The organism is Ardenticatena maritima (genome assembly GCF_001306175.1).
GTDB classification, from domain to species: domain Bacteria; phylum Chloroflexota; class Anaerolineae; order Ardenticatenales; family Ardenticatenaceae; genus Ardenticatena; species Ardenticatena maritima.
Genome location: NZ_LGKN01000005.1, coordinates 296785 through 313280 on the forward strand (window position 1 = coordinate 296785; position 16496 = coordinate 313280).

Here is a 16496-nt window from a genome sequence, read left to right on the forward strand (position 1 = left end):
CATGAAACGTCGCTGGGGATTGCGGTTCCTTGTTCTGGTGCTCGTGCTGAGCGCAGGGTGGTACGCATGGAACACCTGGCGTATGCGCCCCATCGTCGGCGCGCTGGAAATCGCACCAGAATGGCAAACGGGTGCCGCTTTCACACTGGGTGAATTCGACGTGCTCTGGAACGGAAAACGGGGCTTGCTCTCCATCCATCACCACTCGCGCCCCGAAAAAACGCTCTGGGCAAATGTGCCTGGGCGCGCCTTTGTCGGCGGTGGGGTTGGCGTCGAAGAGGTGCGCGAATCGCGGGGATTGTTTCGCATCGAAGACCATCTCCGCACCACCTGCGCCGACCAAACACTCGATGATTTTGCCACAGAAGGCGAACGGCTCATCATCAGCGGACAACTGCGCTGTTCGGACGGGTCGCGCGTGCCCTACCGCTTCACCCTGACGCCGGACGTGACGAACCATCTGGCGTTTCGTCTCGAAGTCCAGGAACCGCTCAACCGCACGTTTCTCACCTATGCCAACGACAAAGATGAACACTTCTTCGGCTTTGGGGAACAATTTACCTTCTTCGATTTGAAAGGCCACCGCGTCCCCATCCTGGTGTCTGAACAAGGCATCGGGCGCGGCAAACAGCCGCTCACCTTCCTAGCCGACCTCACCGCCGGCGCCGGGGGCACACCGTACCACACCTACATCGCCGTGCCACATTATATCACCAGCAAAATGCGCTCGCTCATGCTGGACAACAGCGAATACGCCGAATTCAATCTGCGTGCCGCAAACATGGTGCAAATTCGGCTCTTTGCGCCGGTCATGGTCGGCACCATCATCAACGGCGACACCCCAACCGACCTCATTCAGGCGTACACCGCGCGGGTGGGACGCATGCGTCCCTTGCCCGATTGGATTCTCCAAGGCGCGGTCGTCGGTATGCAAGGGGGCACCGCCCGCGTGCGCGACGTGTGGCAACAGTTGCAAGCCCACGAGACGCCCATCGCCGCCTTTTGGCTGCAAGATTGGGTCGGGCAACGCACCACCAGTTTTGGCAAACAACTCTGGTGGAACTGGGAACTCGACACTGACCGCTATCCGGAGTGGGAAGCGCTTGTCAACGACTTGCACGCGCAGGGGGTGCGCGTCATGCTCTACGTCAGCCCGTTCCTGGCGGACGTGAGCGAGAAGCCCAACCACCGCCGCAACCTGTTCGCCGAAGCGCTTGAAAACGGCTATCTCGTCACCAAAGCCGATGGTTCGCCCTATCTCATCCAAAACACCAGTTTCGCCGCCGGGCTGGTTGATTTGACCAACCCCGACGCCTACGCCTGGCTACAAACCATCATCAGCGAAAACCTGCTGGGTATCGGCGCGGACGGCTGGATGGCGGACTTTGGCGAAGCCCTGCCCTGGGACGCGCATCTCGCCGCCGGCATTCCGGCATCCACCCTGCACAACCGCTATCCCGAACTCTGGGCGCGGCTCAACCGCGAGACGATTGAGGACGCCGGGCGCGGCGACGACGTGGTCTTTTTCATGCGGGCGGGTTTTACACGCAGCCCACTCTACGCCACGCTCTTCTGGGAAGGCGACCAGCTCGTCAGCTGGGACGAATACGATGGCATCAAAAGCGCCGTCACCGGCTTGCTCTCATCCGGTCTGTCGGGATTTGCGTTCAACCACAGCGACATTGGCGGCTACACCACAATTACCAATCCGCTTCTCTCATACCACCGCAGCAAAGAACTGCTCATGCGGTGGATGGAATTGAACGCTTTCACAACCGTGTACCGCACACACGAAGGCAACATCCCCGACGCCAACGCGCAGTTTTACAGCGACGACGAGACGCTGGCGCACTTCAGCCGCATGGCAAAAGTCTATGCCGCCTGGGCGTTCTACCGCCGCCAGCTGGTGGATGAAGCCGCCCAAACCGGCTTGCCGGTGGTGCGCCACCTTTTCCTGCACTACCCGGACGACCCCAACGTGTGGCGCATTCGCTACGAGGAATTTCTGGTAGGCACAGAATTGCTTGTTGCGCCCGTGCTCGATCCCCAAAAAGAGACGGTGGACGTCTATTTGCCCGCCGGTCGGTGGGTACACGTCTGGACTGGCGAGGTGTACGGTTCCCCAGAAACCGGCACGCATGTTCGCGTCTCCGCCCCGCTGGGGTATCCCGCCGTCTTCTACCGCGAAGGGTCGGACGTGGGCGCGCAGTTTGTCGCCAACTTGCGCGCCGCCCACCTACTGGATGAAAAAGGAGCGCAACCATGAGCCAAACACGCATCCAGTCGCACGATATGCTGGTGCGCCCTGCACGCCGCGAGGATACCGACGCGATCATGCGCTGGTTGCCGCGTGTCCTGGGCGAGCACGATTATGTGCTGGAAACATGGCACACCTGGTTGGACGACGACGAACCATTGCTTGTGGGAGAATTTGAAGGCACACCCATCGCGATTACGCACATGGTGCACATCGCCCCCGATGAGCTCTGGTTGCAGGGCTTGCGCCTCCATCCCGACTATCACGGGCGCGGGCTGGGCAAAGCCATGCACGAAGCCAATTTGCGCTACGCGCTCAGCCAACCCGGCGTGCGTGTGGTCTCCTTGGCGACGGCGAATGACGTCGTGCGCCACCTCTGCCCCAAAAGCGGCATGCGCTGGTGCGGTGATTGGCTCTTGTACGAAGCCGACGCGCTGCCGGAACAGCCTACCCCGCCACCGGCACACCTCACCGCCGAGGATAGCGACACGCTGGAAGCGCTCCTCGCGGCATCGCCGTATCGGCGCACGCATGCCAACCGTTTTCCCGCAGGGTGGAAATTCCCGCGCTTGCGCGATGAACTGTTGCGAGAATGGCTAGCCGAAGGGCGCTTCCTGGCTCTGCGCGACACCAACGGGCGCGTGCACGCCGGCGTGGTCGCCATTCCACCGCCCAACGTTGAAGACGGCGACGCCTGGACGCTCCTGGTGCTGGGTGATACCGAGGGGCTTGTCTGGGCGGGGCGCGTGGTGCGAGCGCTGGCAGCCAAAGCGGGCGTACAGCGGCTCGCCGCCTTCATCCCCGATGACGCCACCTGGCGCGGCGCTTGGGAACAAGCAGGGTGGCGCTTCAAAGAAGAGTCGGCGTTTGCGCGTATGAGCGTGTACGAAAAATGGCGAGATTTAGATGATTGACGCCCAAATTGAGGGCGATATAATGGTACCCGCAATGCCCCCGTAGCTCAGTGGAAGAGCAAGGTCCTCCTAAGACCTAGGTCGTGGGTTCGAATCCTACCGGGGGCATTTTTTCATGCCTCCGCCCGGTTCATCAGCCAAATACCCCCCAAAATGCCGCTCGCGCCCACCAAATGAAAGCCGTGAATCCCCTCGCCCAAAAACACAAACGAAAGCATCGCGCCAAACAGAGGCATCAGGTGCAGAAACACTCCTGCACGATTCGCCCCCAGCACGCTCACACCCCAATTCCAAAAGTAAAACGCGAGCACGGACGCACAGACGCCCACATACACGATTCCAGCCGCAACCGGCGGCGTCATCTGCACTGTGAGCCCACGCCACCACGCCCAGCCGGCAAGCGGCATCATCAAACCGACCCCCACCACAACCGACGCCGTCAGCAAAACGGCGTGCGGCAACGTCGCCGGGCGGTGGCGCAACGCATGTGAATAGGCCGCCCACAAGCAGACCGCCGCCAGCATCAACACATCACCGCGATTGAACCGCAAGGCCGCCAAAAAAGCCGATGAACCACGTCCAATGATGACCAGCGCCCCCAGCAACGAAACCCCAATGCCCACCCATTGCCGTCCATTCAAACGCTCACCAAACCAGAAGCGCGCTATCAGCGCAATCGCCACCGGCGTCAGCGAGAGGAAAATAATCGCATTGACAGCGGTTGTCCTCTGCAACGCACTGTAAACGCACAATTGAAACAAGACCACGCCGCTGACGCTCAGGAACACCACCAACCGCCGAGCACGCCATACATCTGCACGCGCCCGCCACGTCGCCCGTCCCGCCAGCGGCAGCAAAATCAACGCCGCCACCACCCACCGCCCCAAAGTGAGCAAAAGCGGGGGCATGGCTTCACGCAACGCCCGTCCTACAATAAAATTGCCCGCCCAAAACAGTGCCGACCCGCTCAGCGCCAGGAGCGCGAGCGTCGTGGAGGATGGTCGTTTCATGGTTGCTCCTTATACTGTGCACCTGTGAACCAGACCAGGGCAACCCATTTTGTACACGGAGGCGCCTATGACAAACCCCGCTTTTGACATTGACGAAGCCATGCGGCGCGTTGAAGCCGCCGTGCGCCCCTTTCCCAAGGCGGCGCTGTTTGAACTTGCCGAAGAAGGGCATGCCAGCGTCTTTGAAATTCTGGTGGCGTGCATTCTTTCCATCCGCACCCGCGACGAAGTGACGCTCCCCGTCGCCCGAAGTCTTTTCACCCATGCGCGCACGCCCAACGACATACTCGCATTAGGCGTTGAGGGTGTAGACCAACTCATCCGCGCCGTCTCGTTCCATGAGCGCAAAGCCGCCCAAATTGTTGCCATCGCACGCCACGCCGTTGAGCACCACAACGGCAAACTCCCCTGCCACCGTGAGACGCTGCTTGCCTTCAAGGGGGTTGGTCCCAAATGCGCCAACCTGACGTTGGCGATTGCCTGCGGCGAACCGTTCATCGCGGTTGACGTTCATGTGCACCGTATCACCAACCGCTGGGGCTACGTCCACACCCGCACACCGGAGGAAACGCTCCGCGAACTTGAACATAAACTGCCCCGCCGCTACTGGATTGACATCAACCGCTTGCTCGTCCCGTTTGGCAAATTCATCTGCACCGGCACACGCCCCAAGTGCGCTCAATGCCCCCTCAACGATATGTGCGCCCGTGTCGGAGTTGCCTAGAGCGCGAAGAAACGCCCTCCGCACGGCAATCGCGCAAACAAAAAGGGCACGGTTCGGTTGAACCGTGCCCGTGGCGCTTTACCTCGCTGTGTCAGGCGTGTGCGGCTTCCTTGCGGCGGAACGCCAATTCACCATTTTCGACATCCACCACAATCGTATCGCCTTCGCGGAACTCACCCGCCAGCAAGCGCCGACTGAGCGGCGTTTCCACATGGCGCTGAATCACGCGCTTCAACGGACGCGCCCCAAATTCAGGGTTGTAGCCCTTTTCCGCCAGCCAGTCGCGCGCGGCGTCCGTCAATTCAATCGAAAGCCCCGCTTCCAGCACACGGTCGGTAAGATACTTGACCTGCAAGTCCACAATCTTGTGCAAATCTTCCTTCGTCAACGCGCGGAAGACGATAACTTCATCCACACGGTTCAGGAATTCCGGACGGAACGAGCGCTTCAAGTCTTCCTCGACTTCGGCATTGCGCAACAGGTTTTCGTCGCCGCGCTCACCCACACGGAAGCCCAACGGGCCGCCACGCTGCATGTAGCGCGTGCCCAGGTTGGACGTCATAATGATGACCGTGTTGCGGAAGTCCACCGTTCGCCCTTGCCCGTCGGTCAAGCGCCCATCGTCCAACACTTGCAACAGCACGTTGAAGATTTCCGGGTGCGCCTTTTCGATTTCATCAAAGAGCACCACCTGGAATGGACGGCGGCGGACCTGTTCGGTCAACTGACCGCCTTCACCATACCCGACATAGCCGGGCGGCGAACCAATCAGGCGGCTGACCGTGTGCGGTTCGCGGTATTCGCTCATATCCACCCGCACCATCGCGTCCTCATCGTCAAACAGGAATTCAGCCAGCGCTTTTGCCAGCTCGGTCTTTCCAACCCCGGTCGGGCCCAGGAAGATGAACGAGCCAATCGGGCGCTTGGGGTCTTTCAACCCGCTACGCGCACGCCGAATGGCGTCACTGATGGCGGCAATCGCTTCATCCTGCCCAACCACGCGGCGGCGCAGGTATTCTTCCATGTGCAGAAGTTTCTCGGCTTCCTTCTGCATCATCCGCTTCACGGGGATACCCGTCCACGCCGAAACAATCTCGGCAACATCTTCGGCGTCCACCGTTTCATCCAGCCCTTGTTCCGCCCGCCACGCTTCCACAGCCGCCATGAATTCCTGTTCCAGCACAATCCGCTGGCTCTTGTAGGTCGCCGCGGTTTCGTAATCGCGATTTTGCCATGCCTCTTCTTCCAGCGTCGCCAGCCGGTCAATCTCCTGCTTGCGAGCGCGCAGGTCCAGCGGCATGTTGAACGCATCCACGCGCAGTTTTGCCGCGGCTTCGTCCACCAGGTCAATCGCCTTGTCAGGCAACTTGCGGTCGGTGACGTACCGGTGGCTGAGTTTCACAGCCGCCTCGATGGCTTCATCGGTAATCGTCACGTTGTGGTGCTGCTCATACCGACGCCGCAAGCCCTTCAGCATCTCAATCGTATCTTCGACGCTCGGCTCTTCCACAAAAACAGGCGCGAAGCGGCGTTCCAGCGCGCTATCTTTTTCAATGTAATTGCGATACTCATCAAGCGTTGTCGCGCCGATGACTTGCAATTCGCCGCGTGCCAGCATGGGCTTCATCAGATTGCTGGCGTCCATGGCGCCTTGCGCCGCCCCAGCGCCCACCAGGTTGTGCAACTCATCAATGAAGAGGATGATTTCCCCCTGGGCGTTGACAATTTCGTCCATGGCGGCTTTCAGGCGCTCTTCAAATTCCCCGCGGAAGCGCGAGCCGGCCACCATCGCCCCCAGGTCGAGTTCGATGATACGCTTCCCGCGCAAGTGGTCGGGCACATCGCCCGCCACAACCATCTGCGCCAACCCTTCGACAATGGCGGTCTTGCCAACCCCCGCTTCGCCAATGAGCACGGGGTTATTCTTCTTGCGGCGTGCGAGCACGCGCATCACCCGCAAAATTTCAGCTTCACGCCCAATCACAGGGTCGAGTTTGCCTTCGGCGGCCAGTTTCGTCAGGTCGCGCCCATACTTTTCCAGCGCCTGGTAGCGCGTTTCGGCATAGGGGTCGTCCACCTTCTGACCACCGCGCATCTCGTCAATCACATCATACAAATCTTCGAGATGAATGTTGAATTCGGCGAAGAGCCGCCCCAGCGGCGTCTGTTTCTGCTGCTCCGCCAGGCGGGCAATCCCCAGAAGCATGTGCTCCGTCGAGATGTACTCATCATCCATCTCGTCGGCTTCCTGGCTCACCAGCAGCGCCAGCCGCTGGACGGACGGCGTGACATAGACTTGTTGCGCCGGTGTCGCGCCAGAGAAGCGCACTTTGGGCTGGGCTTTCAAAATTTCATCCAGGCGCGCCCGCATCCGCTCCACATCAACATCGAGGCGCTCTAAAATTTGCGGCACCAGCCCATCCGGCTGTTCCAGCAACGCCAATAAGACGTGTTCGACATCGAGTTGGGTGTGCTGGTAGCGCAATAAAATTTCCTGTGAACGTGCAATTGCATCCTGAGCGCGTTCGGTAAAACGATTGAAATTCATAGTCTCCTCTGTGCTCTGCTCTCAATTGTTTTGTATTGCAAAATATTTTGTTGGCCAAATTGTAGTCAGGCAAGGGCGCACGTCAAGAAGCATGGCAAAAATCAAAAGCGCCGCACACGTGCGGCGCTGGATAGCGGAAAACATGGGCTGTTTGTTTTCAGGGCGACGCTGCCATACGCTGTGTGTAGCGCGCCAGGCGTTCTATGTGCGTTTTGAGGGGGTGTTCGGCAAGCACAAACGTTCCATCCGCCCCGTCCGTCTGGCTCACCACTCCCATCAACGCCAAATCCGCCAATTCACGCTCGACCAGTGCAGGAGAGACGTGCAAGCGTTCGGCAAGGTTGGCTGCTGTGCATCCTTCCGCACCAGATTCGGCAAGCGCCAGCAAGAGGTTGAACCGACGTGGTGTTGTGAGCACACGTTGCGCCAATAACAGCCAGCCTATGTCAAGCGGTGTCCAGGTGGTTGAGGTCTTTTGCATCGTCGTCATCGGGGCACTCTTCCCTTCTCAGTACAGTTCTTTGGTACGCATCCGTATCGTAAAGGGAAAAAAGGGGAGTTGAAATAGGAAAAAGCGACCGACGCAAGGGAAAAGAGTCACTTTCGAGTACAACAAATGTGCCCCTTACGTGGCGTAAGGGGCACAGACGGTTTCCCACACGTTGGACGCGGGCTTACTGCAACGGGCGCAAGTAGTTGAGTTCAGCGTAGCGGATACCCGGTTGAGCGCGCAACGCATCCCGCACAGCGACTTCCTGTCCTTTGGGCACCTGCACGCGCCATACGCCCGTTGCAAGCACCTGTTCAACCCGCTTTGCGCCGTATTCGCTCAGAAGGGCATCCACCGCGGCTTGTGTTGTGGTCTCTTCATACGCCACCAAGAGTTCGCCAGACACCCAATTGTTTTCTTGGCGCAAGAGGTCGGGCGTATCTTTGTACACAAAGACTTGCTTGCGCAGCGGCGCGAACCGGTCTTGCATTGTGGTCACAACCGCATTGGAAACGGCGTTCCCCGCATTGAGCAAGCCGTAGCCGAATTCACTATCCTTGCCCGGCGTGCCCAAATCGTCAGCCGTGCCGGTAATGAGGTTAGCCACAGCATCAGGGCTCAGACTACTGTTGCGGCTCAAGAGGAGTGCGGCAACGCCGGAAACATGTGCTGCGGCTTGCGATGTCCCCGATATGGCATTGTATCCTGTCTCCGGCACACCACCTAACGCCCTGGGGTATGTGCTCCACACCCAATGCTGGATAACGGGGTCGGTGGGGCTACTGGGGTCGCCGCCACCAGCGGCCACGTCCACATAGCTATGCACGCTACTGTACGAGGCACGCTGGCGCTCGTTGGTCACTGCTGCTACGGCGATCACTTCGGGGATAGCCGCCGGATAGACGACAGGGTTGCCAGCTTCGTACAGGTTACCAGCCGCCGCCACCACAACGGCGCCTTTGCTACGGGCATAGGCAATCGCATCACGAATCGCCTGGCTATCATCCTGCGAACCAAGGCTCAGGTTGATGACTTTTGCACCATGGTCCACGGCGTACTGGATAGCCGAGGCAATGGCTGCATCCGAAGCCAGGCTACTTCCGTCAGCAAAGACTTTGAGCGGCATGATTTTGGCATTCCAGGCAGCGCCAGCGATTCCCTGCCCATTGTTGCCAACAGCCGCCACAAGGCCGGCAACATGTGTACCGTGACCATTCACATCCTGTGGCACGGCATCGTTGTTTCCAAAGTCCCACCCACTGACCAGATTCGGTTGCAATTCAGGGTGGTTCAAGTCAACCCCTGTATCAATAACAGCAACAGTTACGCCATTCCCGCTACTTTGCGCCCACGCGGCTTCAAAATTGCTTATCTGCATATTCCACTGCAACGCATCGTAGTAGGGATCATCGGGCTGGGCAATAGGTTGATACGTGCCATTGACGACCATGGGGAGGTACACGTCGTGCCGAATCGGCTCATACGCCAGCTTGACCTGTGAAACACACGCCCCATTGAGCGGCGAGGTCAAGCCCGTGGTCGGGCGATTCTGGTTGATAAGCACACGGTATTGCGCGTACCGATAGCGCGGGAAGAGCGAACCATCTTCATCACGGATGTTTTGCCCAGGGGCATCATAGTAGCCACCAGCGCCCCCAACACCGCTCCACCGTGTCCAATTGCCATCGTTAATATCATCCAATGGCGGTGTTGGCGTGTTCCCCAGGCGTACCTGCAAAAGCAAACTGCTGTCGAATTGGGTCGCGCCCCACCATTGAATATCGAACCAGACGGCTTCTGAACCGGCATCGAATACCGGCGAAATATACGTCCCCCACGCCTGATACCCCTGATCCAGGGCTTCTTGCTCACTGTAATAGCCTAGTTTGCGCCCATTGATCAAACAGAGTGGTGTGCCTTCCGCACACGCCATCTCAGAGACGAACGGCGCAGCAAAAATATCACGGTTGGTAACAGTCCCGGAGAACGAATCATCGTTGCGGGTATCATCCCACGCAATGGCAAACGGTACCCACGAAGAAGGCGGGTTCAACGATGGTGTAATAACCGTCGAAACCTGCGTCACAAGTGACGGGCGACGCTGACGCACACCCGCCGGCGCATATTCCTCATAGAGCGTGTTGTAATGCTGATCGTCAGACGCCACGAGCAAGTCGAGCCGCTTGACGTTATCATTGACGTTTGCGACACCAACGCGTTGCGTAAAGTCGGTAGTTGGTGTGCCATCTTCCGTCAAATTGCTCATACCGGCGATATGAATGTCATAATTCAAATCGTCACTACTGCGTCCATCGCTCCACCCGATAAAAACCTGATAGGGGTTGCCGACGGCCACCGTTGGCTCACCTTGCCAACGCGATTGCATCGGCTCTTCCGTGTTGGAGTCCGGTCCCCAACATGCCGCCGACAAGGGTTCAACTTGGTAAGCGCTGACATTCACATTGCCATACGGCGTAAACGGGTCGAACTCGGTTTCAACAATGGCACCACCCGCAGCACAGAGCAGGGGGTCATCACCCGTTACCGAAAGCACCGCGTAGTCTGTAAACATCCAGGCGTAAAAGATATCGGGGTTGCCGTACCGATAATCTTGCCAGGCAACATGCGCCACATTGGTCTGAAGAACGGCTTTACAACTTACCGGTTCGTTGTTGTCATCCGACATCTGGTAATCCACTTCGACCAACAAGGGAATGGAATCCAAAGCCGGGTCCAGTTGTAAGGCAGTGGTTCCATCGGTATTCATCTGAATGTCAATATCAAATGTGAAATAGAGCGGCGCTGGGGAAGGTCGCCCCACTCCGAGGAAGATATCACCACCGTCATAGCGCATATCCTGCCAGACGATGAAAACATACACATCGTTAGGTGATGTTCCATACGTCGCAACACTCAGTTGTGGCAAGCGCTGGTCTTGGGCGGTGGCTTCGGGGTCGTCTGTCACGAAGACATTCGCACCCCACGTCCAATTGAGGCATCCACCGCTCCCATACGCGAAGTAGATATCATCATTGCCATTACGGCGATCTTGCCAGGCGACAAAAAGGTTTCCAAACGCATCTACACCAATCGCCGGAGCGGTTTGGTCGGCTGTTGGGTTGACATTGGTATCGTTGATAGGCGCCGGGTCTTCAATCCATGTCGCGCCATTGTCAGCGGAATAGGCGTGCCAGATATCAAATGACCCCAAGCGATTATCCGCCCAGACAACGTGATAGGTGCCACAGGCTTCATTGTAGATCAATGAAGGCGACCGCTGAACGTGGATACTATCCGCATCTGAGGTGATACGCACAGGCGTCCCCCACGTGCGTCCACGGTCGGTGGAGCGTGAAAAGTAAATATCTGCATCGGCAGTGCCATTACGCCAGTCTTCCCATACAACCGCGACTTCATCCGTATTGTTGGGCCCTTTGGTCATAATCGGCGCAATTTGCAACCCCGGTTCAGTCACCACGGCGTAATCGGGGAAGTAAATATCGCGGTCAAATTCGGGCTGATCGAAATATTGTAACGCATAATTGACCTGCGTCCCTTGCGAACCTATGTAGCGATCGTAAAAGCGCCCAATCTGCATCAACCCACGAGAATGCGACAAATCGAGGTTCGAGAATCCTTTCTGAAAATCGGCATGGCTGGATTGCTGCCAATACGCCGAGGTAATGACTTCAAATTGCGTGGGACCAGTTACGTTGTTTTCTTCATCGCTTTCGACGACTACCCCCGTCGGGTCAATCACCGCATAGACGCTATGGTGTCCCGTATCCGTAAAGGCGGTTGAAAAACTCAGCGTCCACACGTTCCCATTGTCCACATACCAGGATTGCACACCCCAAGAATAAGTTGGCGGACCAATATCAATGCCCGGCTGCGGGGGGAGCGGTGGGTCAATATACAAATCAACAAAGAAGTTATTGCCGGCAGGGAGATTCACTTCACCTTGGTTCTTGATAGCGACCTGAATCACAACTGTTTGGCTCACCACCGGCGTTGTCGGGAACACATTGACATGCGTCACCACCAGGTCTGGCAACGCATCGGGCGATGCCGGAGCATCGCCCTGAGAGTCGAGGCCTTCTGGTGGCGCGTACGGTGTCGGTGTGGCTCTATCTGGCTGGTCAGCCATGACAAGCGCACGTCCAAGCCCTAAAAAGAGCGCCAGTACCCCAACAAGAACCAGCGCTATTGTCTTTGTTGAACGCATAGGCACTCCTCAGACGGTGTCTTGGAAGAGTCGGCGCAAACCGGCAACGAAGACCAGCAGTGTGCCAAAGCCAATGGCAAGCAACAATGCCATATTTCCGCCCCCTGTATTCGGCAAGCGCGACACAACCGAAGGCGTAACCGAAACATAGACGCCCGGCGTGGTAGTAATCAAAATCGGTGTAATGGGGAACAACGTCCCAGTTGGGGAAGGCGTCGGCGTTTGGGTTGGCGTTGGCGTGACAGTGCCGGTTGGCGTTGGCGATGGGATGGGTGTTGACGTTGGCAACGGCGTTGAAGTTGGTGGTGGCGGCGGCGTTGCTGTGAACGTTGGTTGTGAAGTGGGTGTCAAGGCAGGTGTTGCGCCCGGCGGGGGTGTGGCTGTTGCCTGACGTTGCAACACCGGGAAGTTGGCTTCGCTCGCCAGCCCTGCAAAAACGGTCACAATGCGCTCGTTGCCACCACTCGGCGAATAGGCGGTCCCCGTCGTATCAATTTCGACGCGATATTGCCCCGCGGCAACATTCGTAAACAAATAGTTCGGCGACGCTGTGGTGGTGGTTTGCTGCGCCAACACGGTGTTATCACCCAGCGCATACAAACGCACCAGCACACCCTGTACAGGCGTTTCACCGGGGTCAAATGCCTGGTTCCCGTTGGCGTCCAAATAGACCGTCCCCTGAATGGAACCAGTCCCGCCTTGCGCCAGTGCAACATCGGCAAAGAAGGCCGCTTGCCCGCCAACACCAAGCATGAGGAGCAAGGCGCATCCAAGCAAAAAGAGAAGTCGCTTTATGACTGTGGTGTACATTTGTCGTTTCATGTCAAACAGGTCTCCGCTCTTTGCAAATCTGGAGCCAGCCGTATTACGTTTCATTGTACGAGAAGCACAATTCTCGGTCAACAAAAAGTTTATTTTTGGGATATTTTTCTATCAAAAAATTGAAAATCAACGCACTTATGGCAATGTTCGCTGCCAATCCACGCGCACCACGGTCACACCACTGCAATCGCGCGGCATGACGAACGCAATTTCATCACTGGCGCGCTGCCCATCTTCCAGCAGAACAAGGTGCCACGTGCCAGCACGTTCCGGCGCCGGGCCAGGACCCAGGTAGACTTCCCAGTAGCCATCGGCCTGCGTGACGGCGTCTTGTTGATAGCCGAACTCGTTGAAGACCCGCACTGTGACGCCGGGGCGCGGCGTGCCATTGTTGTTGTACACGTAGCCAAAGAACTTCATTTCATCACAGCGAACACCACCCAAGGAATTGATCACGAGATAAAGCGGCATTGGTGTCGGCGTGGGCACGGGCGGTGCGGAACTGCCACCACCTCCCCCAGTGGTGCGTGGCGGCGGGGGTGGCGGCGACGTGGGGAAGGGTATCGGTGTGTCAGTTGGCAACGCCGTCAACGTCGCCACAAGGTCGGGGGTCGGCGTACCTTCAATAGCAATGGCGGTCTCAGTCGCCACAGCCTCGGCCGTCCCCGTTGGCAAGGGGGTTTCAGTCGGTGTTGCTGTAGGCGTTGGCGTCTGGGTTGGTGTGGCAGTGGGGGTCCACGTCGGCGGCAATGTCGCCACTGGGCGCGGCGTGGGCGTCGGCGGGCGGCGTGCCAACCCAACCGGCGCCAGCATGCTCGGTTGCACCCAAATCAAGCCAATCGCCATGAGCGCCAGCACCGTCAAGACGGCCATGATCGCAATGCCAATGTTGAGTTGTTCTTCACTCCAATTTTGCATACGAGGGCTCCGTGTATGCCTTTTTTCTGTTGAAGTGGCTTATTTACAGGCGCATTTATAATGTATTGTGCCAGAGGTGCCGTGTTTCCGCAACAGACTTGCGTATCACCGCCTCATTCTTTCACTATCGAAAGACTTCGTAGGCGTCAATTTGCCCGGTAAAGTAGCCAATAGGCAAGCGCCAATAGCGCAAATTCATGGTATCATCTTCCTGCATAATCAGACGCAACCGCGCGTCCTCGGTGACCATGCCATTCACATCCGCCAGGCGCACATACAAGCCATCACGTGAGGCGCCGGGGTCGCTGAAGGTGAGCACCGCATGAAGCCGTGCTTCAAGCCACACACGCTCGGTGATGGCTTGCTCATCCGGTGAGCGGTCTTGCAACGCCAAATGAATTTCCAATTCACGCTGGTTCCACAACTGCGCGGCAATCAAATCGAACTCGGAACGGCGGGCTTCCCACAGCGGCAAATGCCCTTCACCCAACACACCCCGACTGAGCAAGCGCATTTGCTGCACCCACCGCCGATAGCGTTCCTGCCGCCCAAACGGGTTGGGTTCTTCGGGGTCGGCCAGCCACGTTTGAATAGCCGCCTCTTCCTCCATCAGCGCCGTTTGTAGTTGGTCCCAGGCAGGCGTACCACCTGTTTGCAACGCAAAGCGAATTTCGCGGGCAATTTGCTGGCGGGCTTGTACCCGTTCCAGTACGAAGGGCGGCCAGGGCGCCGGCGCCGGGCGCGTATCAATGGGCACAGGCTTCACCGTCCCCAGGTCGCGCATGCCAATGGCTTGAAGCGCCTCTTGCACGGCGGCGACACGCGCCGTTTCTCCGCTCGCCTGATAGCGCTCCATCAACTGTTGCAACAAGGCTTCACGCACCGGCGGCGACATCTCAGGCGCAAAGCGCGCCAGAATCGAAACTTGTTGCCAGTCGCGCAGGGCGGCGGTACGTTCCCCCAAGCGGTCTAATCCGTCGCCTGTTTGCAGCAACACCTGGGCGCGTGCGATATCATCAATGTAAGGCGATGCCAACGCGACCTGCCCCGCCAGCACAAACAAGCGCGCTGCGCGGTCTTCATCTTTCTCGGCAAGCGCCTCCGCCAGGCGCACCAAAAACATCGCCTGTTCGCGATCATCCAAATCGGGCGCAAACAAAGTCAGCGCGTAAGCGGTGGCATACGCTTCGGATGCGAGGGCGGTTTCTATGTTTTGCCCATCAGGCACACCACCAATCCAATCAAGGAGCAGCCCCGCATCCACACGCTTCAGTTCCAGCAACCCCGCCGCATCGGTCGCCAGCCAGCCGGTTGGTGGTTCGCTTCGCGCGGCGATGATACGCAGGGTGATGAGCAACGGCAATGCCAGCAAGGCAATGCCTATCACGCCAATCACCCCCCACAGCCAGGGCGAAACTCCACGGCGGCGTGGTGGTTTCGGTTCACCAACCGGTGGTCTCTGTTGCATTTTCTGGTCTTCCAGCGAGTTTGACGCTGCGGCGATTATACCGTTGGGCGGCAAGCAAGGCAAAATGTTGCAAAATTTGTGGTGTTTTTTATACAAAATTTTGAAACTTTAGAGGCAACCTGCAAAAAAACAGCGTGCCAGGCAGCCCACCTGACACGCTGTTTCGTCTTTGTGGGTATTACGACACGCGCCGCATCTCCACCAGCGCGAGCACTTCATCACGGCGAGGCATCGCCCTTTGTGCGCCTTGCCGCTGAACAGCGAGCGCCCCCGCAGCAGACGCCCACCGCACAGCCGTGGCCACATCGTACCCTTCGGCAAGGGCAACCGCCAAAGCGCCGTTGAACGCATCACCTGCGCCTACCGTATCCACAGCATTCACCCGAAACGGCGGCTGATGCCAGACGCCATCGGCTACGGCAACTGTTGCGCCTTTTTCGCCGCGCGTCAGTATGGCAACCTGGGCGCCGCGTGCGCGCAACGCCTCGGCGGCTTCGCTGGCTTCGACGGCTGTTTCAATCGCGCCCCCCACCAACACAGCGGCTTCATGCTCGTTGGGGGTAAGAATATCGCAGAACGCCAACAACTCGTCCGGCAGATTTTCATGCACAGGCGCGGGGTCGAGAATGGTGCGCACGCCCATTTCGCGCGCCAGACGAAGCGCCGCCAACACGGTTTCTTGCGGGATTTCCAGTTGCACTAGCAAGACGGCCGCCTGTTCGAGCAAAGGGCGCAACCGTTCGACATCGGCTTGCTCAACGCGCCCGTTCGCCCCCGGCACGACCACAATGGCGTTGTGGCCGTTTTCGGCAACGTTGATGAGCGCCACACCGGTATGCGCCTCGGTATCACGCAAGACGGCATCGGTTGCCACGCCGTTTTCAGCCAGCGACGCCAGCAATTGCTCGCCGAAGGCATCCGCCCCCACGCGCCCCACCATTGCCGTGCGCGCGCCCATGCGCGCCGCCGCGACTGCCTGATTGGCCCCCTTGCCCCCAGGCGTCGTTTCAAAACGCTGTCCGGTCAGGGTCTCACCTGGTCGCGGCAAACGCTGAACACGGGCGACAAGGTCTATGTTGATGCTTCCGAAAACAACCACTGTCGGTTTCATCATTGACGC

At 58.4% G+C, this 16496-nt stretch carries 11 protein-coding genes and 1 tRNA gene; 4 read left to right on the forward strand and 8 right to left on the reverse strand.

All coding sequences use genetic code 11. The features are described from left to right. Position 1: 1 nt before the first annotated feature. The 3 genes from SE16_RS09170 (at position 2) to SE16_RS09180 (ending at position 3279) form a co-directional block, all read left to right on the forward strand. A complete protein-coding gene (locus tag SE16_RS09170) occupies positions 2 to 2266 on the forward strand; it encodes an alpha-glucosidase (protein ID WP_054492241.1) in 2265 nt (754 codons plus the stop codon). Then, positions 2263 to 3171 (forward strand): GNAT family N-acetyltransferase, encoded by a 909-nt coding sequence (locus SE16_RS09175; protein ID WP_054492242.1) that lies wholly within the window; start codon positions 2263 to 2265, stop codon positions 3169 to 3171. The genes SE16_RS09170 and SE16_RS09175 overlap by 4 nt, the downstream gene beginning before the upstream one ends. Positions 3172 to 3207: 36 nt before the next feature. Continuing rightward, a tRNA-Arg gene (locus SE16_RS09180) sits at positions 3208 to 3279 on the forward strand. A gap of 5 nt (positions 3280 to 3284) precedes the next feature. On the opposite strand, the gene SE16_RS09185 is transcribed toward SE16_RS09180, so the two are convergent. Then, positions 3285 to 4181 carry a DMT family transporter gene (locus SE16_RS09185; RefSeq protein WP_054492243.1) on the reverse strand — a complete coding sequence of 299 codons (897 nt, stop codon included), beginning with the start codon at positions 4179 to 4181 and terminating at the stop codon, positions 3285 to 3287. Positions 4182 to 4248: 67 nt separating this feature from the next. Between SE16_RS09185 and SE16_RS09190 the strand changes: the two genes are divergently transcribed. Then, positions 4249 to 4905 carry an endonuclease III domain-containing protein gene (locus tag SE16_RS09190; RefSeq protein WP_060687528.1) on the forward strand — a complete coding sequence of 219 codons (657 nt, stop codon included), beginning with the start codon at positions 4249 to 4251 and terminating at the stop codon, positions 4903 to 4905. A gap of 91 nt (positions 4906 to 4996) precedes the next feature. Here the strand turns inward: SE16_RS09190 and SE16_RS09195 are convergent, their stop codons facing one another. From SE16_RS09195 to rbsK, 7 genes are all read right to left on the reverse strand, one after another. Next, a complete protein-coding gene (locus tag SE16_RS09195) occupies positions 4997 to 7453 on the reverse strand; it encodes an ATP-dependent Clp protease ATP-binding subunit (protein ID WP_054491921.1) in 2457 nt (818 codons plus the stop codon). A 157-nt stretch (positions 7454 to 7610) separates the two neighbouring features. Continuing rightward, a complete protein-coding gene (locus tag SE16_RS09200) occupies positions 7611 to 7943 on the reverse strand; it encodes a GntR family transcriptional regulator (RefSeq protein ID WP_054491920.1) in 333 nt (110 codons plus the stop codon). A gap of 184 nt (positions 7944 to 8127) precedes the next feature. Beyond that, the gene (locus SE16_RS09205; protein ID WP_054491919.1) at positions 8128 to 12168 is read right to left on the reverse strand and encodes a S8 family serine peptidase; all 4041 of its coding nucleotides are present in this window, start codon (positions 12166 to 12168) and stop codon (positions 8128 to 8130) included. Positions 12169 to 12177: 9 nt separating this feature from the next. Next, positions 12178 to 12990 carry an SdrD B-like domain-containing protein gene (locus tag SE16_RS09210; RefSeq protein ID WP_160316931.1) on the reverse strand — a complete coding sequence of 271 codons (813 nt, stop codon included), beginning with the start codon at positions 12988 to 12990 and terminating at the stop codon, positions 12178 to 12180. 135 nt (positions 12991 to 13125) lie between these two features. Next, the gene (locus tag SE16_RS16410) at positions 13126 to 13908 is read right to left on the reverse strand and encodes a hypothetical protein (protein WP_054491917.1); all 783 of its coding nucleotides are present in this window, start codon (positions 13906 to 13908) and stop codon (positions 13126 to 13128) included. 124 nt (positions 13909 to 14032) lie between these two features. Then, positions 14033 to 15376, reverse strand: coding sequence for a hypothetical protein (locus tag SE16_RS09220; RefSeq protein WP_152918006.1), 1344 nt, complete (start codon positions 15374 to 15376; stop codon positions 14033 to 14035). A 178-nt stretch (positions 15377 to 15554) separates the two neighbouring features. Next, positions 15555 to 16487: a ribokinase gene (rbsK, locus tag SE16_RS09225; protein ID WP_054491915.1), complete on the reverse strand. Its 933-nt coding sequence runs from the start codon at positions 16485 to 16487 to the stop codon at positions 15555 to 15557. Positions 16488 to 16496: the final 9 nt, after the last annotated feature.